This window comes from Enterobacter sp. V87_3 (assembly GCF_029967835.1).
Classification (GTDB): Bacteria; Pseudomonadota; Gammaproteobacteria; order Enterobacterales; family Enterobacteriaceae; genus Enterobacter; species Enterobacter cancerogenus.
The window spans coordinates 46,785-64,158 of sequence record NZ_JASCAM010000033.1; the positions used below are offsets into that span (position 1 = coordinate 46,785).

The 17,374-nt window shown below is 54.5% G+C and carries 17 protein-coding genes; 15 read left to right on the forward strand and 2 right to left on the reverse strand.

Annotated features, from left to right (window positions below):
* Positions 1-388 precede the first annotated feature (388 nt).
* Positions 389-1,336 (forward strand): 23S rRNA pseudouridine(955/2504/2580) synthase RluC, encoded by a 948-nt coding sequence (gene rluC, locus QLG21_RS20730; RefSeq protein WP_006174676.1) that lies wholly within the window; start codon positions 389-391, stop codon positions 1,334-1,336.
* 95 nt (positions 1,337-1,431) lie between these two features.
* On the opposite strand, the gene QLG21_RS20735 is transcribed toward rluC, so the two are convergent.
* The gene (locus QLG21_RS20735; protein WP_282485125.1) at positions 1,432-2,016 is read right to left on the reverse strand and encodes a nucleoside triphosphate pyrophosphatase; all 585 of its coding nucleotides are present in this window, start codon (positions 2,014-2,016) and stop codon (positions 1,432-1,434) included.
* 140 nt (positions 2,017-2,156) lie between these two features.
* Between QLG21_RS20735 and yceD the strand changes: the two genes are divergently transcribed.
* The 14 genes from yceD to ptsG all read left to right on the forward strand — a co-directional run bounded on the left by yceD (position 2,157) and on the right by ptsG (position 14,480).
* Positions 2,157-2,678: a 23S rRNA accumulation protein YceD gene (gene yceD, locus QLG21_RS20740; protein ID WP_006174678.1), complete on the forward strand. Its 522-nt coding sequence runs from the start codon at positions 2,157-2,159 to the stop codon at positions 2,676-2,678.
* A 16-nt stretch (positions 2,679-2,694) separates the two neighbouring features.
* Complete coding sequence (gene rpmF / locus QLG21_RS20745) at positions 2,695-2,868, forward strand: 50S ribosomal protein L32 (protein WP_003857964.1); 174 nt, start codon at positions 2,695-2,697, stop codon at positions 2,866-2,868.
* A gap of 80 nt (positions 2,869-2,948) precedes the next feature.
* Positions 2,949-3,983: a phosphate acyltransferase PlsX gene (plsX, locus tag QLG21_RS20750; RefSeq protein ID WP_071599697.1), complete on the forward strand. Its 1,035-nt coding sequence runs from the start codon at positions 2,949-2,951 to the stop codon at positions 3,981-3,983.
* Positions 3,984-3,989: 6 nt separating this feature from the next.
* A complete protein-coding gene (locus QLG21_RS20755; RefSeq protein WP_058609147.1) occupies positions 3,990-4,943 on the forward strand; it encodes a beta-ketoacyl-ACP synthase III in 954 nt (317 codons plus the stop codon).
* Positions 4,944-4,957: 14 nt separating this feature from the next.
* The gene (fabD, locus tag QLG21_RS20760; protein WP_282485126.1) at positions 4,958-5,887 is read left to right on the forward strand and encodes an ACP S-malonyltransferase; all 930 of its coding nucleotides are present in this window, start codon (positions 4,958-4,960) and stop codon (positions 5,885-5,887) included.
* A 12-nt stretch (positions 5,888-5,899) separates the two neighbouring features.
* The gene (gene fabG / locus QLG21_RS20765; RefSeq protein ID WP_058609145.1) at positions 5,900-6,634 is read left to right on the forward strand and encodes a 3-oxoacyl-ACP reductase FabG; all 735 of its coding nucleotides are present in this window, start codon (positions 5,900-5,902) and stop codon (positions 6,632-6,634) included.
* Between the two features lie 153 nt (positions 6,635-6,787).
* Positions 6,788-7,024: an acyl carrier protein gene (gene acpP / locus QLG21_RS20770; protein WP_003857954.1), complete on the forward strand. Its 237-nt coding sequence runs from the start codon at positions 6,788-6,790 to the stop codon at positions 7,022-7,024.
* Positions 7,025-7,115: 91 nt separating this feature from the next.
* Complete coding sequence (gene fabF / locus QLG21_RS20775) at positions 7,116-8,357, forward strand: beta-ketoacyl-ACP synthase II (RefSeq protein ID WP_042319542.1); 1,242 nt, start codon at positions 7,116-7,118, stop codon at positions 8,355-8,357.
* A gap of 120 nt (positions 8,358-8,477) precedes the next feature.
* A complete protein-coding gene (gene pabC, locus QLG21_RS20780; protein ID WP_153681521.1) occupies positions 8,478-9,293 on the forward strand; it encodes an aminodeoxychorismate lyase in 816 nt (271 codons plus the stop codon).
* Complete coding sequence (gene yceG / locus QLG21_RS20785) at positions 9,290-10,312, forward strand: cell division protein YceG (RefSeq protein WP_202561978.1); 1,023 nt, start codon at positions 9,290-9,292, stop codon at positions 10,310-10,312. Before pabC ends, yceG begins: the two co-directional genes overlap by 4 nt.
* Positions 10,302-10,943 carry a dTMP kinase gene (gene tmk / locus QLG21_RS20790; RefSeq protein WP_006174687.1) on the forward strand — a complete coding sequence of 214 codons (642 nt, stop codon included), beginning with the start codon at positions 10,302-10,304 and terminating at the stop codon, positions 10,941-10,943. Before yceG ends, tmk begins: the two co-directional genes overlap by 11 nt.
* Positions 10,940-11,944, forward strand: a complete 1,005-nt coding sequence (holB, locus tag QLG21_RS20795) for a DNA polymerase III subunit delta' (protein ID WP_282485127.1) — start codon at positions 10,940-10,942, stop codon at positions 11,942-11,944. The genes tmk and holB overlap by 4 nt, the downstream gene beginning before the upstream one ends.
* Positions 11,945-11,954: 10 nt before the next feature.
* On the forward strand, positions 11,955-12,749 hold the full coding sequence (locus QLG21_RS20800) for a metal-dependent hydrolase (protein ID WP_006174690.1): 795 nt from the start codon (positions 11,955-11,957) through the stop codon (positions 12,747-12,749).
* A 297-nt stretch (positions 12,750-13,046) separates the two neighbouring features.
* Positions 13,047-14,480, forward strand: coding sequence for a PTS glucose transporter subunit IIBC (gene ptsG / locus QLG21_RS20805; protein WP_153688593.1), 1,434 nt, complete (start codon positions 13,047-13,049; stop codon positions 14,478-14,480).
* A 520-nt stretch (positions 14,481-15,000) separates the two neighbouring features.
* Here the strand turns inward: ptsG and fhuE are convergent.
* Positions 15,001-17,217, reverse strand: coding sequence for a ferric-rhodotorulic acid/ferric-coprogen receptor FhuE (gene fhuE / locus QLG21_RS20810; RefSeq protein ID WP_282485128.1), 2,217 nt, complete (start codon positions 17,215-17,217; stop codon positions 15,001-15,003).
* Between the last annotated feature and the right edge of the window lie 157 nt (positions 17,218-17,374).

Below are 17,374 nucleotides of genomic sequence, written 5' to 3' on the forward strand. Positions count from 1 at the left end.
TTGCCTGGGTAAAACTCTCCAGAGAACAATCCTTATACCGGGAAGTACTGCAACCCGCAGCCCGCTAACTGCCTGAAAGATCAATACGTCTTACGCCATTGCTGCGTGGATGATCGGTCAGACAAAATGGGTTATTCCGTTGACATCCTTTCATAACCTGGATTTAACACGGAAAACGGCTTCATTATTCCATTGCTCGCCGGGTTATAGCAAGATGACTTTTACCAATTATCACCCGGTTACTCACAGTTTCTCCACTTCAATGTCGTGATTGGTTTAATAACCACCAAATCGATTGCGCGAAACGAAGGGCAGTCCGGGTAAAAGTAAATATAAGCATAGAAAAATGAGTGGCGCTAATGCCAGACGATATTTAGAATCGCCAACCATGAAAACAGAGACTCCAGCCGTAAAAATGGTTGCTATCGCCGAAGATGACGCGGGGCAACGTATCGATAACTTTTTGCGTACCCAGCTTAAGGGTGTACCAAAGAGCATGATTTATCGCATCCTGCGTAAGGGCGAGGTGCGGGTTAACAAAAAGCGCGTGAAGCCAGAGTATAAGCTCGAAGCAGGGGATGAAATTCGTATCCCGCCGGTCCGCGTGGCGGAACGTGAAGAAGAGGTTGTTTCCCCTAAGCTGCAGAAAGTGGCCGCGCTAAGCGATGTGATCCTCTATGAAGATGACCATATTCTGGTGCTGAATAAACCGTCGGGTACGGCGGTGCATGGCGGCAGCGGCCTGAGCTTTGGCGTGATTGAAGGACTGCGTGCGCTGCGTCCTGAGGCCCGTTTCCTTGAACTGGTGCACCGCCTTGACCGCGACACCTCCGGCGTACTGTTGGTGGCGAAAAAACGTTCTGCGCTGCGTTCTCTGCACGAACAACTGCGTGAGAAAGGGATGCAGAAAGACTATCTGGCGCTGGTGCGCGGCCAGTGGCAATCGCATGTAAAAGTGGTGCAGGCACCGCTGCTGAAAAATATTCTGCAAAGCGGCGAGCGCATCGTGCGCGTGAACCAGGAAGGCAAGCCGTCTGAGACGCGCTTTAAAGTTGAAGAGCGCTATGAGTTTGCGACCCTGGTTCGCTGCAGCCCGGTCACAGGCCGTACCCATCAGATCCGCGTGCATACACAGTATGCCGGGCATCCGATCGCGTTTGACGACCGCTATGGCGATCGTGAATTCGATAAGCAACTGGCCGGTACAGGGCTGTCTCGTCTGTTCCTGCATGCGGCTGCGCTGAAGTTTACCCATCCGAACACGGGTGAGGTTATTCGCATTGAAGCGCCGCTGGACGAGCAGTTAAAACGTTGCCTGAAAGTGCTGCGCGGTTGATTACGTGCCGGGTGGCGCTGCGCTTACCCGGCCTACATGTTTTTCTTTCTCTCCCTGTGGGAGAGGGCCGGGGTGAGGGCATCAGGCCGCAACGGTTACACCGTCAGCGGATTATACTCTTCGCGCCTTAACATCTGGCACAGCGCAATCAGCGGTAATCCCACCAGCGTGTTAGGGTCACGGCCGTCCAGCTTATCGAACAGCGCAATACCCAGTCCTTCACTTTTAAAGCTTCCCGCGCAGTTAAGCGGCCTTTCACGACGCACGTAATCCACAATCTCCTGCTCGCTGAGGTGGCGGAAATGCACGTCGAAAGGCTCGCATTCGGTTTGCAGGTGTCCTGAGGCCGAGTTGTAGAGAGCAAGCCCCGTATAAAAGGTCACAATGGTGCCGCGGGCGCGCATCAGCTGCTGGCAGGCTTTTTCTTCGGTATGGGGCTTTCCGGTGAATTCACCGTCCAGTACACAAACCTGATCGGAGCCTATAATCAAATGAGCAGGATAACGTGCGGCTAGCGACTGGGCCTTCATCTGAGCCAGACGGGTAACCAGATGACGCGGCGTTTCGCCGGGTTGAGGTGTTTCATCAACGTCCGGTGCGGCACATTCAAAAGGGATCCCCAGTTTTTCCAGCAACATTCGGCGGTAGGGTGAAGTGGATGCGAGAACGAGATTTGGCATATTTTTTTCACCAGATATAGCGTATCGATGCCAGCCATTTTAAACTACAGGCCGCAATGTGTGCGAATAATTGGCAAAAGGCAGCTCTGGTTGCCTTTTTCTTTGACTCTATGACGTTACAAAGTTAATATGCGCGCCCTATGCAAAAGGTAAAATTACCCCTGACTCTTGATCCGGTTCGTACGGCTCAAAAACGCCTCGATTATGAAGGAATCTATTCTTCCGATCAGGCAGAGCGTATTGCCGAATCCGTAGTCAGTGTGGACAGTGATGTAGAATGCTCCATGTCGTTCGCTATCGACAACCAGCGCCTTGCCGTTTTAACCGGTGATGCAAAGGTGACGGTAACGCTCGAATGCCAGCGTTGCGGGAAACCGTTTGTACAGCATGTTCACACAACGTATTGTTTTAGCCCGGTGCGTTCCGACGAACAGGCTGAAGCACTCCCGGAAGCGTATGAGCCGATTGAGGTTAACGAATTCGGTGAAATCGATCTTCTGGCGCTGGTTGAAGATGAAATCATCCTCACCTTGCCAGTCGTTCCGGTGCATGATTCTGAACACTGTGAAGTGTCCGAGGCGGACATGGTCTTTGGGGAACTGCCTGATGAAGCGCAAAAACCAAACCCATTTGCCGTATTAGCCAGCTTAAAGCGTAAGTAATTGAGGAGTAAGGTCCATGGCCGTACAACAGAATAAACCAACCCGTTCCAAACGTGGCATGCGTCGTTCCCATGACGCGCTGACTGCAGTTACCAGCCTGTCTGTAGACAAGACTTCTGGTGAGAAACACCTGCGTCACCACATCACCGCTGACGGTTTCTACCGCGGCCGCAAGGTTATCACTAAGTAATCACGCGTTTGCGTGATTAGGCTTAGTGAGGATTTCCCCGTGCAAACGGGGAATGTACCTAACCAGGCTGCGACGATACCTTGACACGTCTAACCCTGGCGTTAGATGTCATGGGGGGAGATTTTGGCCCTTCCGTGACAGTGCCTGCAGCTTTGCAGGCACTGAACTCTAATTCGCAACTCACACTTCTTTTAGTCGGCAATCCCGACACAATCACGCCATTACTTGCAAAAGCTGACTTTGAACAACGTTCACGTCTGCAGATTATTCCTGCGCAGTCAGTTATTGCCAGTGATGCACGGCCATCGCAGGCCATCCGCAATAGCCGCGGTAGCTCTATGCGCATCGCGCTGGAGTTGGTGAAAGAAGGTCGAGCGCAGGCCTGCGTCAGTGCGGGGAATACCGGCGCGCTGATGGGGCTGGCGAAATTATTGCTCAAGCCTATCGAGGGTATTGAGCGCCCGGCGCTGGTCACGGTGTTACCGCATCAGCAGAAGGGCAAGACGGTGGTACTCGATTTGGGTGCCAACGTTGATTGTGATAGTAGAATGCTGGCGCAATTTGCCGTGATGGGCTCGGTGCTGGCAGAAGACGTGGTCGGGATCCGTAATCCCCGCGTGGCGTTACTCAATATTGGTGAAGAAGAGACCAAAGGCCTGGACAGCATTCGCGATGCCGCAGAATTGCTTAAACAGGTACCGTCCATCAACTATATTGGTTATCTCGAAGCCAATGAGTTATTGACGGGAAAAACGGATGTATTGGTGTGTGATGGCTTCACCGGGAACGTAACGCTGAAGACCATGGAAGGGGTTGTAAGAATGTTTCTTTCCCTGCTGAAATCGCAGGGAGAGGGTAAAAAAAGGTCCTGGTGGCTCATTTTATTAAAGCGTTGGTTACAAAAAAGCCTGACGCGGCGATTCAGTCACCTCAACCCCGACCAGTATAATGGCGCCTGTCTGTTAGGATTGCGCGGCATCGTGATCAAGAGTCACGGTGCGGCTAATCAGCGAGCATTTTCCGTCGCGATTGAACAGGCAGTGCAGGCGGTGCAGCGACAAGTCCCTCAGCGGATTGCCGCTCGCCTGGGATCTGTATTAGCTAAAAGTGACTGAGCGTACATGTATACGAAGATTTTAGGTACCGGCAGCTATCTGCCACAAAACGTGCGAACCAACGCCGATCTCGAAAAAATGGTAGATACGTCTGACGAGTGGATTGTCACGCGCACAGGTATCCGTGAACGTCGTATCGCCGCGCCAGACGAAACCGTTTCGACCATGGGCTTTGAAGCCGCACAGCGTGCCATTGAGATGGCGGGCATTGATAAAGAGCAGATTGGTTTGATCGTGGTTGCCACGACCTCCGCCACGCACGCGTTCCCAAGCGCAGCGTGTCAGGTGCAGAACATGCTCGGTATTAAAGGTTGCCCGGCATTTGACGTGGCGGCCGCCTGCGCAGGTTTCACCTATGCGCTGAGTATTGCCGATCAGTATGTAAAATCCGGCTCCGTCAAATATGCGCTGGTGATCGGTGCAGACGTGCTGGCGCGGACCTGCGATCCTGCAGATCGCGGCACGATCATTATTTTTGGCGACGGAGCAGGCGCAGTTCTGCTTGGGCAGTCTGAAGAACCGGGTATCATCTCCACGCACCTGCATGCAGATGGCCGCTACGGTGAATTGCTGACCCTGCCTAACGCCGATCGCGTCAATCCGGATAGCTCCATTTACCTGACGATGGCGGGTAATGAAGTATTCAAGGTGGCAGTGACCGAGCTGGCGCACATTGTTGATGAGACGCTGGAAGCGAACAATCTTGAACGCTCCGCGCTCGACTGGCTGGTTCCGCATCAGGCGAATCTGCGCATCATCAGTGCGACCGCGAAAAAGCTGGGTATGTCGATGGATAACGTTGTGGTGACGCTCGATCGTCACGGCAATACCTCTGCGGCATCGGTACCGTGCGCATTTGATGAAGCGGTACGCGATGGACGAATCAAACGGGGCCAGCTGGTCCTGCTTGAAGCCTTCGGTGGTGGGTTCACCTGGGGTTCCGCGCTGGTTCGTTTCTAGGATAAGGATAAAAAATGACGCAATTTGCTTTTGTGTTCCCGGGTCAGGGCTCACAAGCCGTTGGGATGTTGTCTGAAATGGCAGCGACCTATCCGGTCATTGAAGAGACTTTTCGTGAAGCTTCCGATGCGCTGGGTTATGATCTTTGGGCATTGACCCAGCAGGGCCCGGCCGAAGAGCTGAACAAAACCTGGCAAACTCAGCCAGCGCTGCTGACAGCGTCCGTTGCGCTGTGGCGCGTATGGCAGCAGCAGGGCGGCAAAGCACCAGCTCTGCTTGCGGGTCATAGCCTGGGTGAATACTCTGCGCTGGTCTGCGCCGGTGTGATCGCGTTCGCTGACGCGGTGCGTCTGGTAGAGCTGCGTGGCAAGTTCATGCAGGAAGCGGTGCCGGAAGGCACGGGCGGCATGTCTGCCATCATCGGTCTGGACGATGCGGCTATTGCGAAAGCCTGTGAAGAATCTGCAGATGGTCAGGTCGTTTCACCGGTGAACTTCAACTCGCCAGGCCAGGTGGTTATCGCCGGTCATAAAGAAGCAGTTGAACGTGCGGGTGCCGCCTGCAAAGCGGCGGGCGCAAAACGTGCGCTGCCTCTGCCTGTTAGCGTGCCGTCCCACTGTGCGCTGATGAAGCCTGCTGCCGATAAACTGGCGGTTGAGCTGGAAAAAATCACCTTTAACGCACCGACGATTTCCGTTGTGAACAACGTCGATGTGAAATGCGAAACGGCGCCGGACGCTATCCGTAACGCGCTGGTTCGTCAGCTTTATAGCCCGGTACAGTGGACCAAAACCGTTGAGTTTATGGCTTCCCAGGGTGTTGAGCATCTGTATGAAGTCGGTCCTGGTAAGGTCCTCACCGGTCTGACAAAACGTATTGTTGACACCCTGACTGCTTCGGCGATTAACGAGCCGGAAGCACTGTCAGCGGCACTCTCGCAATAAAAGAGGAATACCATGAGTTTTGAAGGAAAAATCGCTCTCGTGACCGGCGCAAGCCGCGGTATCGGGCGCGCTATTGCTGAAACACTGGTTGCGCGCGGCGCGAAGGTGATTGGTACAGCAACCAGCGAGAATGGCGCTCAGGCCATCAGTGACTATCTGGGTGCGAACGGTAAAGGTCTGGTGCTGAATGTGACCGAACCTGCATCTATCGAATCTGTTCTGGAAAATATTCGCGCAGAATTTGGTGAAGTGGATATTCTGGTAAATAATGCCGGGATCACTCGCGACAACCTGCTGATGCGAATGAAAGATGATGAGTGGAACGATATTATCGAAACCAATCTTTCATCTGTATTCCGTCTGTCAAAAGCGGTAATGCGCGCTATGATGAAGAAGCGTCATGGTCGTATTATCACTGTTGGTTCCGTGGTTGGTACCATGGGAAATGCTGGTCAGGCTAACTACGCTGCGGCGAAAGCGGGTCTGATTGGTTTCAGTAAGTCGCTGGCGCGTGAAGTCGCGTCCCGCGGTATTACTGTAAACGTTGTTGCTCCGGGTTTTATTGAAACGGACATGACGCGTGCGCTGACTGATGAGCAGCGTGCGGGTACGCTGGCAGCAGTTCCGGCGGGTCGTCTTGGCGACCCTAAAGAAATCGCCAGCGCGGTTGCATTTTTAGCCTCTGACGAAGCGAGTTACATCACTGGTGAGACTCTCCACGTCAATGGCGGAATGTACATGGTTTAACCACGATAAAAAAATTTGCGTTATTAGGTCGAATGGCCTCAAAATAACGTAAAATCGTGGTAAGACCTGCCGGGATTTAGTTGCAAATTTTTCAACATTTTATACACTACGAAAACCATCGCGAAAGCGAGTTTTGATAGGAAATTTAAGAGTATGAGCACTATCGAAGAACGCGTTAAGAAAATTATCGGCGAACAGCTGGGCGTTAAGCAGGAAGAAGTTGTGAACTCCGCTTCCTTCGTTGAAGACCTGGGCGCAGATTCTCTTGACACCGTTGAGCTGGTAATGGCTCTGGAAGAAGAGTTTGATACTGAGATTCCGGACGAAGAAGCTGAGAAGATCACCACCGTTCAGGCTGCCATTGATTACATCAACGGTCACCAGGCGTAAGTGAACATCTCCAGGCGGTCATTCGACCGCCTGAGTTTTATCTTTTTTAGTCCCACGAATCTCTTTTTTTATCCCTCCCTGGAGGACAAACGTGTCTAAGCGTCGTGTAGTTGTGACCGGACTTGGCATGTTGTCTCCTGTCGGCAATACCGTAGAGTCCACCTGGAAAGCTCTCCTTGCCGGTCAGAGCGGCATCAGCCTAATCGACCATTTCGATACTAGCGCCTACGCAACGAAATTTGCTGGCTTAGTAAAGGATTTTAACTGTGAAGAGATCATCTCGCGCAAAGAACAGCGCAAGATGGATGCCTTCATTCAATATGGAATTGTCGCTGGCGTTCAGGCCATGCAGGATTCTGGCCTTGAAATTACGGAAGAGAACGCAACCCGTATTGGCGCCGCTATCGGCTCCGGTATTGGCGGTCTTGGCCTGATTGAGGAAAACCATACATCGCTGATGAATGGTGGCCCACGTAAGATCAGCCCATTCTTCGTTCCGTCAACGATTGTTAACATGGTGGCAGGTCACCTGACCATCATGTTCGGTCTTCGTGGTCCAAGCATTTCTATCGCCACCGCCTGTACCTCCGGCGTGCATAACATCGGCCAGGCCGCACGTATCATCGCTTACGGTGATGCAGATGCGATGGTTGCTGGCGGTGCAGAAAAAGCCAGTACCCCACTGGGTGTAGGCGGCTTCGGTGCGGCGCGTGCGCTTTCAACCCGCAACGATAACCCTCAGGCGGCGAGCCGTCCGTGGGATAAAGACCGTGATGGTTTTGTGCTGGGCGACGGTGCAGGCATGATCGTGCTGGAAGAGTACGAACATGCTAAAAAACGTGGCGCGAAAATCTATGCTGAAATCGTTGGTTTCGGTATGAGTAGCGATGCTTACCACATGACGTCTCCTCCAGAGAACGGTGCAGGTGCTGCGCTGGCGATGGAAAACGCGCTTCGCGATGCAGGTATTACCCCTGCACAGATCGGCTACGTGAACGCCCACGGGACGTCTACGCCAGCTGGCGATAAAGCAGAAGCCCAGGCGGTTAAGTCCATCTTCGGCGACGCGGCCAGCCGCGTGATGGTGAGCTCCACCAAATCCATGACCGGCCACCTCCTGGGTGCGGCAGGCGCGGTAGAGTCTATTTACTCTATCCTTGCGCTGCGCGACCAGGCCGTACCGCCAACCATCAACCTGGATAACCCGGATGAAGGTTGCGATCTGGACTTCGTTCCACACGAAGCGCGCCAGGTCAGCGGTATGGAGTACACCCTGTGTAACTCCTTCGGCTTCGGGGGCACCAACGGCTCTCTGATCTTCAAAAAGGTCTGAGTCTGTTTGCCGCAAGGCACTAAAAAAGGTCCGCTTGTCGGGCCTTTTTTATTAAGGGAAATCCCCTTGTCTGGCGACAGGCATCCTGCCAGACTGAGCCTCCATGCATAAGGAGCCACCATGTTTTTAATCAATGGCCTTGAGCAGAATCAGCTGCCCGCAAGCGACAGGGCGACGCAGTTTGGTGACGGCTGTTTCACCACGGCGCGAATTGTTAACGGCGCTGTGAGCCTGCTTGATGCGCATATTCGTCGCCTGCAAAGTGCCTGTGAAACGCTGCTGATCCCCTTTACGCAGTGGGATATTCTCGAAAGCGAGATGCGCCAGCTGGCCTTCGCAAAACCGAGTGGCGTACTGAAAGTGATCATCAGCCGCGGCAGCGGTGGCCGGGGTTACAGCGGTTCTGCCTGCCATCATCCCACGCGCATCCTCTCCCTGTCAGATTACCCCGCGCATTATGAGCGCTGGCGGCATGAGGGCGTTACGCTGACGCTCAGCCCCGTTCGCCTGGGCCGTAACCCGATGCTGGCAGGGATAAAACATCTCAACCGTCTTGAACAGGTGCTCATCCGTACTCATCTTGAGCAGACGGACGCCGATGACGCGCTGGTCCTTGACAGCGAAGGGTTCATTACGGAATGCTGTGCGGCTAATTTATTCTGGCGGCAGGGCAGTGATGTCTTCACGCCTTCACTGGAACAGGCGGGCGTCAAGGGTATTATGCGGCAGTTTTGTTTACAGCTTTTGGCACGCTCCGGCTATAACGTTGTCGAAGCCAGCGTGAAGGAAGCGGCGCTGCTGTCTGCCGATGAGGTCGTTATATGTAACGCCCTGATGCCGGTTGTGCCCGTTCGGGCCTACGATCGGCAGCGCTGGTCGTCCCGTGAGCTGTTTCAGTTTTTAGCCCCGTTATGTGAGCAAACCAGAAAGTCATGAAGAAAATGTTGCGCTTTGTCCTCCTCCTCATCGTTGTGCTGGGTATCGCTGGCGGCGCGGGAGTGTGGAAAGTTCGCCAACTGGCGGACAGTAAAATCCTGATTAAAGACGAGACGATTTTTACCCTGAAAGCCGGTACCGGTCGTCTGGCCCTGGGTGAACAGCTTTACGCTGACAAAATTATCAACCGTCCGCGCGTTTTCCAGTGGCTGCTGCGCGTTGAGCCGGAGCTTGCCCACTTTAAGGCCGGAACTTATCGTTTCACCCCCGGGATGACCGTGCGGGAGATGCTTCAGCTGCTGGAGAGCGGTAAAGAGGCCCAGTTCCCGCTGCGTTTTGTTGAAGGGATGCGCCTGAGTGATTATCTCAAACAGCTGCGTGACGCGCCGTACATCAAGCACACGCTGAAAGATGACCGTTATGAGACGGTGGCCGAGGTGTTGAAATTCGACCATCCGGAATGGGTGGAAGGCTGGTTCTGGCCGGATACCTGGATGTACACGGCAGGGACGACTGACGAGGCGATCCTGAAACGTGCGCACAAAAAAATGGTTGCGGCGGTTGAGTCGGCCTGGAGCGGCCGAGCGGATGGCCTGCCTTATAAAGATCAAAACCAGTTCGTGACGATGGCCTCGATCATTGAGAAAGAGACTGCCGTAGCGGCTGAGCGCGACAAAGTGGCCTCGGTGTTTATCAACCGCCTGCGCATCGGGATGCGTCTGCAAACTGACCCGACAGTCATCTATGGAATGGGCGAGCGCTACACCGGCAAAATTTCCAAAAAAGATCTTGAGACCCCGACGGCGTATAATACCTACCAGATTAGCGGTTTGCCGCCAGGTCCGATTGCCACGCCGGGCGAAGCATCGCTTCGCGCCGCGGCACATCCGGCCAAAACGCCGTATCTCTATTTTGTGGCTGATGGAAAAGGCGGTCATACCTTTAACACGAACCTTGCCAGCCATAATCGTTCCGTTCAGGACTATCTGAAGGCACTTAAGGAAAAAAATGCGCAGTAAATACATTGTCATTGAGGGACTCGAAGGGGCGGGGAAAACCACGGCCCGTAACGTGGTGGTTGATACCCTGAATACGCTTGGTGTGGCGGATATCGTCTTCACCCGTGAGCCTGGGGGAACGCAGCTGGCAGAAAAACTGCGCAGCCTGGTGCTGGACATCAAATCCGTGGGCGACGAGGTAATCAATGATAAAGCCGAAGTGCTGATGTTCTACGCGGCACGCGTACAGCTGGTGGAGACGGTGATTAAGCCTGCCCTGGCGGACGGAAAATGGGTCATTGGCGATCGTCACGATCTCTCGACGCAGGCCTATCAGGGCGGCGGTCGCGGCATTGACCAGACGATGTTAGCCACCCTGCGCGACGCGGTACTGGGCGATTTCCGTCCCGACCTGACGCTGTATCTTGACGTTACGCCGGAGGTGGGCCTCAAACGCGCCCGCGCCCGCGGCGAGCTGGACCGCATTGAGCAAGAGTCCTTCGACTTCTTTAACCGTACGCGCGCGCGCTATCTTGAACTGGCCGGGCAGGATAAGACGATCCGTACCATTGATGCAACGCAATCTCTGGACGACGTAACGCGTGCTATCCAACAAACGGTGACCACCTGGCTACAGGAGCAGCAGGCATGAAATGGTACCCATGGCTGCGCCCGCATTTTGAACAGCTGATTAGCAGCTATCAGGCAGGGCGGGGGCATCATGCGTTACTGATTCAGGCTTTACCTGGTATGGGTGATGATGCGCTAATTTACGCCATTACTCGCTTTCTGATGTGTCAAAAGCCGCAAGGGCATAAAAGCTGCGGCCAGTGTCGTGGCTGCCAGCTGATGCAGGCTGGCACGCATCCTGATTACTACACCCTGGAGCCTGAGAAGGGCAAAAACACGCTCGGTATTGATGCGGTGCGCGACGTCAGCGAAAAACTGTATGAGCACGCGCGGCTGGGCGGGGCAAAAGTGGTCTGGCTGAAGGATGCGGCGATCCTCACCGAGGCGGCGGCCAACGCTCTGCTCAAAACGCTGGAAGAGCCGCCGGAAAAAACCTGGTTCTTGCTGTCTTGCCGCGAGCCGGGCAGGCTGCTGGCAACGTTACGTAGCCGATGCCGTCTTCATCACCTCGCGGCCCCTCAGGAAGCCTGGTCGCTGGCCTGGCTGGAGCGAGAAGTGACAACGTCACAGAATGCCATGCTCTCCGCGCTGCGTTTGTGCAGCGGCGCGCCCGCAGCGGCACTGGCCCTGTTGCAACCGGATGTCTGGTCGCAGCGCGAGGCGCTATGCCGTGCCGTTGCGTCTGCCATAGACAGCGGTGACTGGCTGAGTTTACTGCCTGCGCTGAATGGCGATCAGGCCGCCGAACGCCTGCAGTGGCTGGCGACGCTTTTGCTGGACGCGCTGAAAATTCAGCAGGGAGCCACGCTTCTGACCAACCCCGATGTCTGGCCACTGGTGAACACGCTGGCCAATGGTCTTTCAGGCACTACGCTGCAGGCTATCCTTCATGATATCTGCCAGAGCCGCGAACATCTTTTAACCGTCACTGGCATCAATCGCGAACTGCTATTGACCGACCAGTTACTGCGTATTGAACACTACCTGCAACCCGGCATCACGCCGCCGGTTTCCCATCTCTGAGAGAGACATTATGTTTTTAGTCGACTCACACTGCCATCTTGATGGCCTGGATTATCAATCTCTGCATAAAGACGTGGATGACGTGCTAGCGAAAGCCGCCGCCCGCGATGTGAAATTTTGTCTGGCCGTCGCGACCACCTTACCGGGCTATCGTGCCATGCGCGACCTGGTCGGCGTTCGCGATAACGTGGTCTTCTCCTGCGGCGTTCATCCGCTTAATCAGGATGAAGAGTACGACGTAGAGGATTTACGCCGACTGGCGGCAGAAGAGGGCGTGGTCGCGATGGGGGAGACCGGGCTTGATTATTTTTACACGCCTGAAACTAAACCCCGTCAGCAGGCCTCGTTTCGCAACCACATCCGCGTGGGCCGCGAGCTGAACAAGCCGGTTATCGTTCACACCCGTGATGCGCGCGCAGACACCCTGGCGATCCTCAGGGAAGAAAAGGTGACGGATTGCGGTGGCGTACTACACTGTTTCACTGAAGACAGAGAAACGGCGGGTAAACTGCTTGATTTAGGATTTTATATTTCGTTTTCCGGGATTGTGACGTTCCGTAATGCTGAGCAGCTGCGTGACGCTGCACGTTATGTCCCGCTCGATCGCATCCTGGTGGAAACAGATTCTCCTTATCTGGCCCCGGTACCGCATCGAGGGAAAGAGAACCAGCCGGCGATGACGCGAGATGTGGCTGAGTACATGGCCGTTCTGAAGGGAGTCAGTATCGATGAACTGGCTCGCACCACGACGGAAAACTTTGCCAGCCTGTTCCACATCGACCCCGCCCGCCTGCAATCTCTCTGATACACCTGTTTTTTTTAGGCTCGTAATTAATAAGCAAAGCGAGTAAAGTTCACCGCCTAATTTGGGGCGGTGATGGTGTTTTTAGACACATCCAGAAACGCTTTTTGTAAATTACTGAAAGTTTTTTGACCGTCTTAAGCCGAAACGTGATAGCCGTCAAACAAACTCAGAGGGAATTATTTTACTCTGTGTAATAAATAAAGGGCGCTTAGATGTCCTGTCCACGGCGCGGTACTCCCCCCGGGCCAATGCGTGAAAGCGTAAAAAAAGCACAAATACTCAGGAGCACTCTCAATTATGTTTAAGAATGCATTTGCTAACCTGCAAAAGGTCGGTAAATCGCTGATGCTGCCAGTATCCGTACTGCCTATCGCAGGTATCCTGCTGGGCGTCGGTTCTGCAAACTTCAGCTGGCTGCCAGCCGTAGTGTCCCACGTGATGGCAGAAGCAGGCGGTTCTGTTTTTGCTAACATGCCGCTGATCTTCGCTATCGGTGTTGCGCTGGGCTTCACCAATAACGATGGTGTATCCGCTCTGGCCGCCGTTGTTGCTTACGGCATCATGGTGAAAACCATGGCGGTGGTTGCACCGCTGGTACTGCATTTACCTGCAGAAGAGATCGCTGCCAAACACCTGGCCGATACCGGCGTGCTCGGCGGTATTATTTCCGGTGCGATTGCAGCGTATATGTTTAACCGCTTCTATCGCATCAAGCTCCCTGAGTATCTGGGCTTCTTCGCGGGCAAGCGTTTCGTTCCGATTATCTCTGGTCTGGCCGCGATCTTCACTGGCGTGATTCTGTCCTTCATCTGGCCACCAATCGGTACTGCTATTCAGACTTTCTCTCAGTGGGCGGCTTACCAGAACCCGGTCGTGGCGTTCGGTATTTACGGCTTCATTGAGCGTTGCCTGGTGCCATTTGGTCTGCACCACATCTGGAACGTTCCATTCCAGATGCAGATTGGTGAATACACCAACGCTGCGGGCCAGGTGTTCCACGGTGATATCCCACGTTACATGGCGGGCGACCCAACTGCAGGTAAACTGTCTGGTGGCTTCCTGTTCAAAATGTACGGCCTGCCGGCGGCTGCGATTGCTATCTGGCACTCTGCGAAACCAGAGAACCGTGCAAAAGTGGGCGGTATCATGATCTCCGCGGCGCTGACCTCGTTCCTGACCGGTATCACCGAGCCGATCGAGTTCTCCTTCATGTTCGTTGCGCCGATTCTGTACATCATTCACGCGATTCTGGCGGGTCTGGCGTTCCCAATCTGTATCCTGCTGGGTATGCGTGACGGTACGTCCTTCTCTCACGGCCTGATCGACTTTATCGTTCTGTCCGGTAACAGCAGCAAGCTGTGGCTGTTCCCAATCGTGGGTATCTGCTACGCGCTCGTTTACTACACCATCTTCCGCGTGCTGATCAAAGCGCTGGACCTGAAAACCCCAGGTCGCGAAGATGCAACGGAAGACAGCAAAGCTGGCGCGACCAGCGAGATGGCTCCGGCTCTGATTGCAGCGTTCGGCGGTAAAGACAACATCACTAACCTGGACGCGTGTATCACTCGTCTGCGTGTGAGCGTTGCTGACGTAGCGAAAGTTGACCAGCCGGGTCTGAAAAAACTGGGTGCAGCGGGCGTGGTTGTTGCAGGTTCGGGTGTTCAGGCGATCTTCGGAACGAAATCCGATAACCTGAAAACCGAAATGGATGAGTACATCCGCAACCACTAAGTTGTGACCGGGGAGACTAAGGCAGCCGAATGGCTGCCTTTTTTATTGGCTTAGCCTGGGCGGGGAAGAGTAGATATAAAAAAGGGAGCCAGCAGGACTAATACCAGTCTGCGAAGCTCGGTGGAAGGAGCCGTTCACCTCAATACTCGCAGAATATACTGCGTTCGGGACCTGTGAACGGGATAAGGGGGCCACCGCGGCCCCCTTATCAATCCCCGCGGCCCCGCGAGAAATCGGTGCTTCGCACTGCGCTCACCTCCCGACCGGCTGCCTGCGGTCGGCTCGACTCGACGTCCTGTCTCGTTTCGCCTCTGGCCGCCATCCATGGCGTCCACCCCTTGTCCTCCGGCCTCCGGCTCGCCGATTTCAGCGGGGACTCAACACCAGTGCCATATTCAGGCGGCTAAGAAGGTTGAAGGGTTAAAGAAGTGGCGAAAAGTTGCGTTGAGCAGGTGGCAGAAATGCTTTGGTGAAAGGAAAAAGCCACTGCTGTAACACAGTGACTTTTAAGACTATCTACTTAGAAACTGTAACTTCCGCTCACGGAGAAGTTACGAGGCGCGCCATACACGCCGTATGTCCCCAGGTAGTCGTAGTACTCTTTGTCGAAGACGTTGTTCAGGTTGCCCTGGATGGCAAAGTTCTTTGTGACCTGATAGCGGGTGAACAGATCCACCACCGTGTAACCATCCTGCGTGATCTGGCTGATGCCGTTCTGCCCTGGGGTTTCAAAGTCATACCAGGTTTTGTTCTGCCACCGCGCGCCGCCGCCGACCGTCAATTCTGGCAGCATAGGCAGCTGGTAGCGGGTAAACAGCTTCAGCGTGGTGCGTGCCTGCTGTGGATTCACCGCGTTGCCGTCTTCATCTTCCGCGATATAGCGGCTGCCGCCGAAGGTCAGCTGCCAGTTATCGGTTAATGCACCGTTCAGTTCGAACTCCACGCCTTTACTCACGGTTCCGTCTACCGATTTATAGGCTGACTGGCCGCCGGAGCCAGGAATGGTCACGCCGGTATTGACTGCCACATTATCCTGCTCAATGCGGAACACTGACAGGCTGGCAGTCAGACGGGTGTTAAACCAGTCTCCCTTCACGCCGGCTTCGTAACTTTTGCCCGTGGTAGGATCGATAAAGTTGCTGTTGATGTCACGCTGGCCTGAAGGCTGGAAGATAGACGTATAGCTGGTATAAACCGACCAGGTATCATCGATATCGTAGATCAGCCCGGCGTACGGCGTGACGTCATGGAACTTCGCATCGCGGATTTCGTCCGGCTTGCGCTCCAGGTTGTATTTGGCGCTCCATTCGGTGTAACGCGCGCCGAGGATCAGGTGAAGCGGGTCAGCCAGCGACAGACGCGTTGCGGCATAGACCGACTTCTGGCGGATCACATCGCGCTGGTAAAGCGCGAAGCCAGACCAGGTCGGATCGGCCAGATTACCGTTGTAATCGTAGATGCTGCCGACATCCATCAGGCCGTAGTTATCGTTCACCGGATATGAGTTGTCGTAATTGTTGCGCTGGCGGCTGTAGCTGCCTCCCAGCATCAACTCATGCTGACGTCCCAGCAGGTCGTACCCACCGCGCACGAAAGCATCCACGGAATCCTGCTTACGCTCGCCCCGGTTCCAGCCGCCCCAGGCGCCCTGGAAGCTGGACGCATCGTACAGGCCGGTGGTTTTATCCGGATAACCATCGATATACATCAGCTTGCTGTCGAAGTTGGTCTCCGCATGCATGGCGTTAACCTTTGCTTCCCAGCCGTTATCGAAGCGTTGGGTCAGGTTAGCAAAGATTTTGGTGGAATCCTGATTCGAGTAGGTCCAGTCTGCAGCGGTGTTGAAGCCACGACGGAAATCCGTTTTGCTGCCGTCGCTGAACAGCGAAGGGAAACCGCCCCATGTTGGGCTGTCTTCTTCACTTTCCTGATAGTCATAACCCAGAGAGAGGGTGGTGGAGTCGGTCAGATCGGCATCAACCACGCCGTAGATGAATTTTTTGCGATAGTGGTTGCGCTCCACCCAGGAGTCGTTGTCCTGGTAGCCGGTGATGACGCGGCCACGCACGTTGCCGGATTCAGTCAAAGGTGCCTGCAGGTCAAGCACGTAGCGCTGCTTGTCCCAACTGCCGTAAGTGGCCGAGGCCGAACCTTTAAATTCTTTGCTGTCGGCGTGCTTGCGCACCATATTGACGTAAGCTGACGGGTTGCCCGTTCCGCTCATCAGGCCTGCCGCACCGCGCACCACTTCAATTTTATCGAAGATGGCCGTATCGCCCGCCGTATCGCCAAAGTTCCAGCGGTTATCAAGAAACGTCGGCATATCTTCGTAGGCGAAGTTGCTGATAAAGAAACCGCGCGCGTAATAGTTTGTCCGGCTGGTATCGATACGCGAAGCGCTCACGCCGGTGGTGTTATCCAGCACCTGACCGATAGTGTTCAGCTCCTGATCCTGCATACGCTGCTGGCTGATCACACTGACCGACTGCGGAATATCGCGAGGAACTAACAGCAGTTTGGTGCCGGTGGTGGTGGTTTTTACGCTGTAGTCCTGATCCTGTTCAGCGGACGGATCCTGTGCGTTATCGAATCCACCGTCTACTACCACGGTGTCTTCAGAAGAGGAGGCGGCGAAACTTACGGCTGGCGTCAATGCCATAGCAATGCAGGCTGCCAGCAACGACGGTGCGGCGGCAGGCTGGCGTTGCCCATCCCTGGTGTGATTAATGAAAGACATTATCAAACCCTTAATGAATGGTGAAAGTGGGTCGCGTCAGTCTCGCAAGCACGGGCTGACGTCGTTTTCTATGTTAAAAATGCGCATGAAAATGCAAATGCGAAATATACGCATTGTGATTAACGCTGTAAACAGATGTTTCGGAGGCAAATGAAAT

Excerpts from the sequence above, each read along its gene's own strand:
- rluC (WP_006174676.1), top strand. The coding sequence starts at position 389 with ATGAAAACAGAGACTCCAGCCGTAAAAATGGTTGCTATCGCCGAAGAT.
- QLG21_RS20735 (WP_282485125.1), bottom strand. The coding sequence starts at position 2,016 with ATGCCAAATCTCGTTCTCGCATCCACTTCACCCTACCGCCGAATGTTG.
- yceD (WP_006174678.1), top strand. The coding sequence starts at position 2,157 with ATGCAAAAGGTAAAATTACCCCTGACTCTTGATCCGGTTCGTACGGCT.
- rpmF (WP_003857964.1), top strand. The coding sequence starts at position 2,695 with ATGGCCGTACAACAGAATAAACCAACCCGTTCCAAACGTGGCATGCGT.
- QLG21_RS20755 (WP_058609147.1), top strand. The coding sequence starts at position 3,990 with ATGTATACGAAGATTTTAGGTACCGGCAGCTATCTGCCACAAAACGTG.
- fabD (WP_282485126.1), top strand. The coding sequence starts at position 4,958 with ATGACGCAATTTGCTTTTGTGTTCCCGGGTCAGGGCTCACAAGCCGTT.
- fabG (WP_058609145.1), top strand. The coding sequence starts at position 5,900 with ATGAGTTTTGAAGGAAAAATCGCTCTCGTGACCGGCGCAAGCCGCGGT.
- acpP (WP_003857954.1), top strand. The coding sequence starts at position 6,788 with ATGAGCACTATCGAAGAACGCGTTAAGAAAATTATCGGCGAACAGCTG.
- pabC (WP_153681521.1), top strand. The coding sequence starts at position 8,478 with ATGTTTTTAATCAATGGCCTTGAGCAGAATCAGCTGCCCGCAAGCGAC.
- yceG (WP_202561978.1), top strand. The coding sequence starts at position 9,290 with ATGAAGAAAATGTTGCGCTTTGTCCTCCTCCTCATCGTTGTGCTGGGT.
- tmk (WP_006174687.1), top strand. The coding sequence starts at position 10,302 with ATGCGCAGTAAATACATTGTCATTGAGGGACTCGAAGGGGCGGGGAAA.
- holB (WP_282485127.1), top strand. The coding sequence starts at position 10,940 with ATGAAATGGTACCCATGGCTGCGCCCGCATTTTGAACAGCTGATTAGC.
- QLG21_RS20800 (WP_006174690.1), top strand. The coding sequence starts at position 11,955 with ATGTTTTTAGTCGACTCACACTGCCATCTTGATGGCCTGGATTATCAA.
- ptsG (WP_153688593.1), top strand. The coding sequence starts at position 13,047 with ATGTTTAAGAATGCATTTGCTAACCTGCAAAAGGTCGGTAAATCGCTG.
- fhuE (WP_282485128.1), bottom strand. The coding sequence starts at position 17,217 with ATGTCTTTCATTAATCACACCAGGGATGGGCAACGCCAGCCTGCCGCC.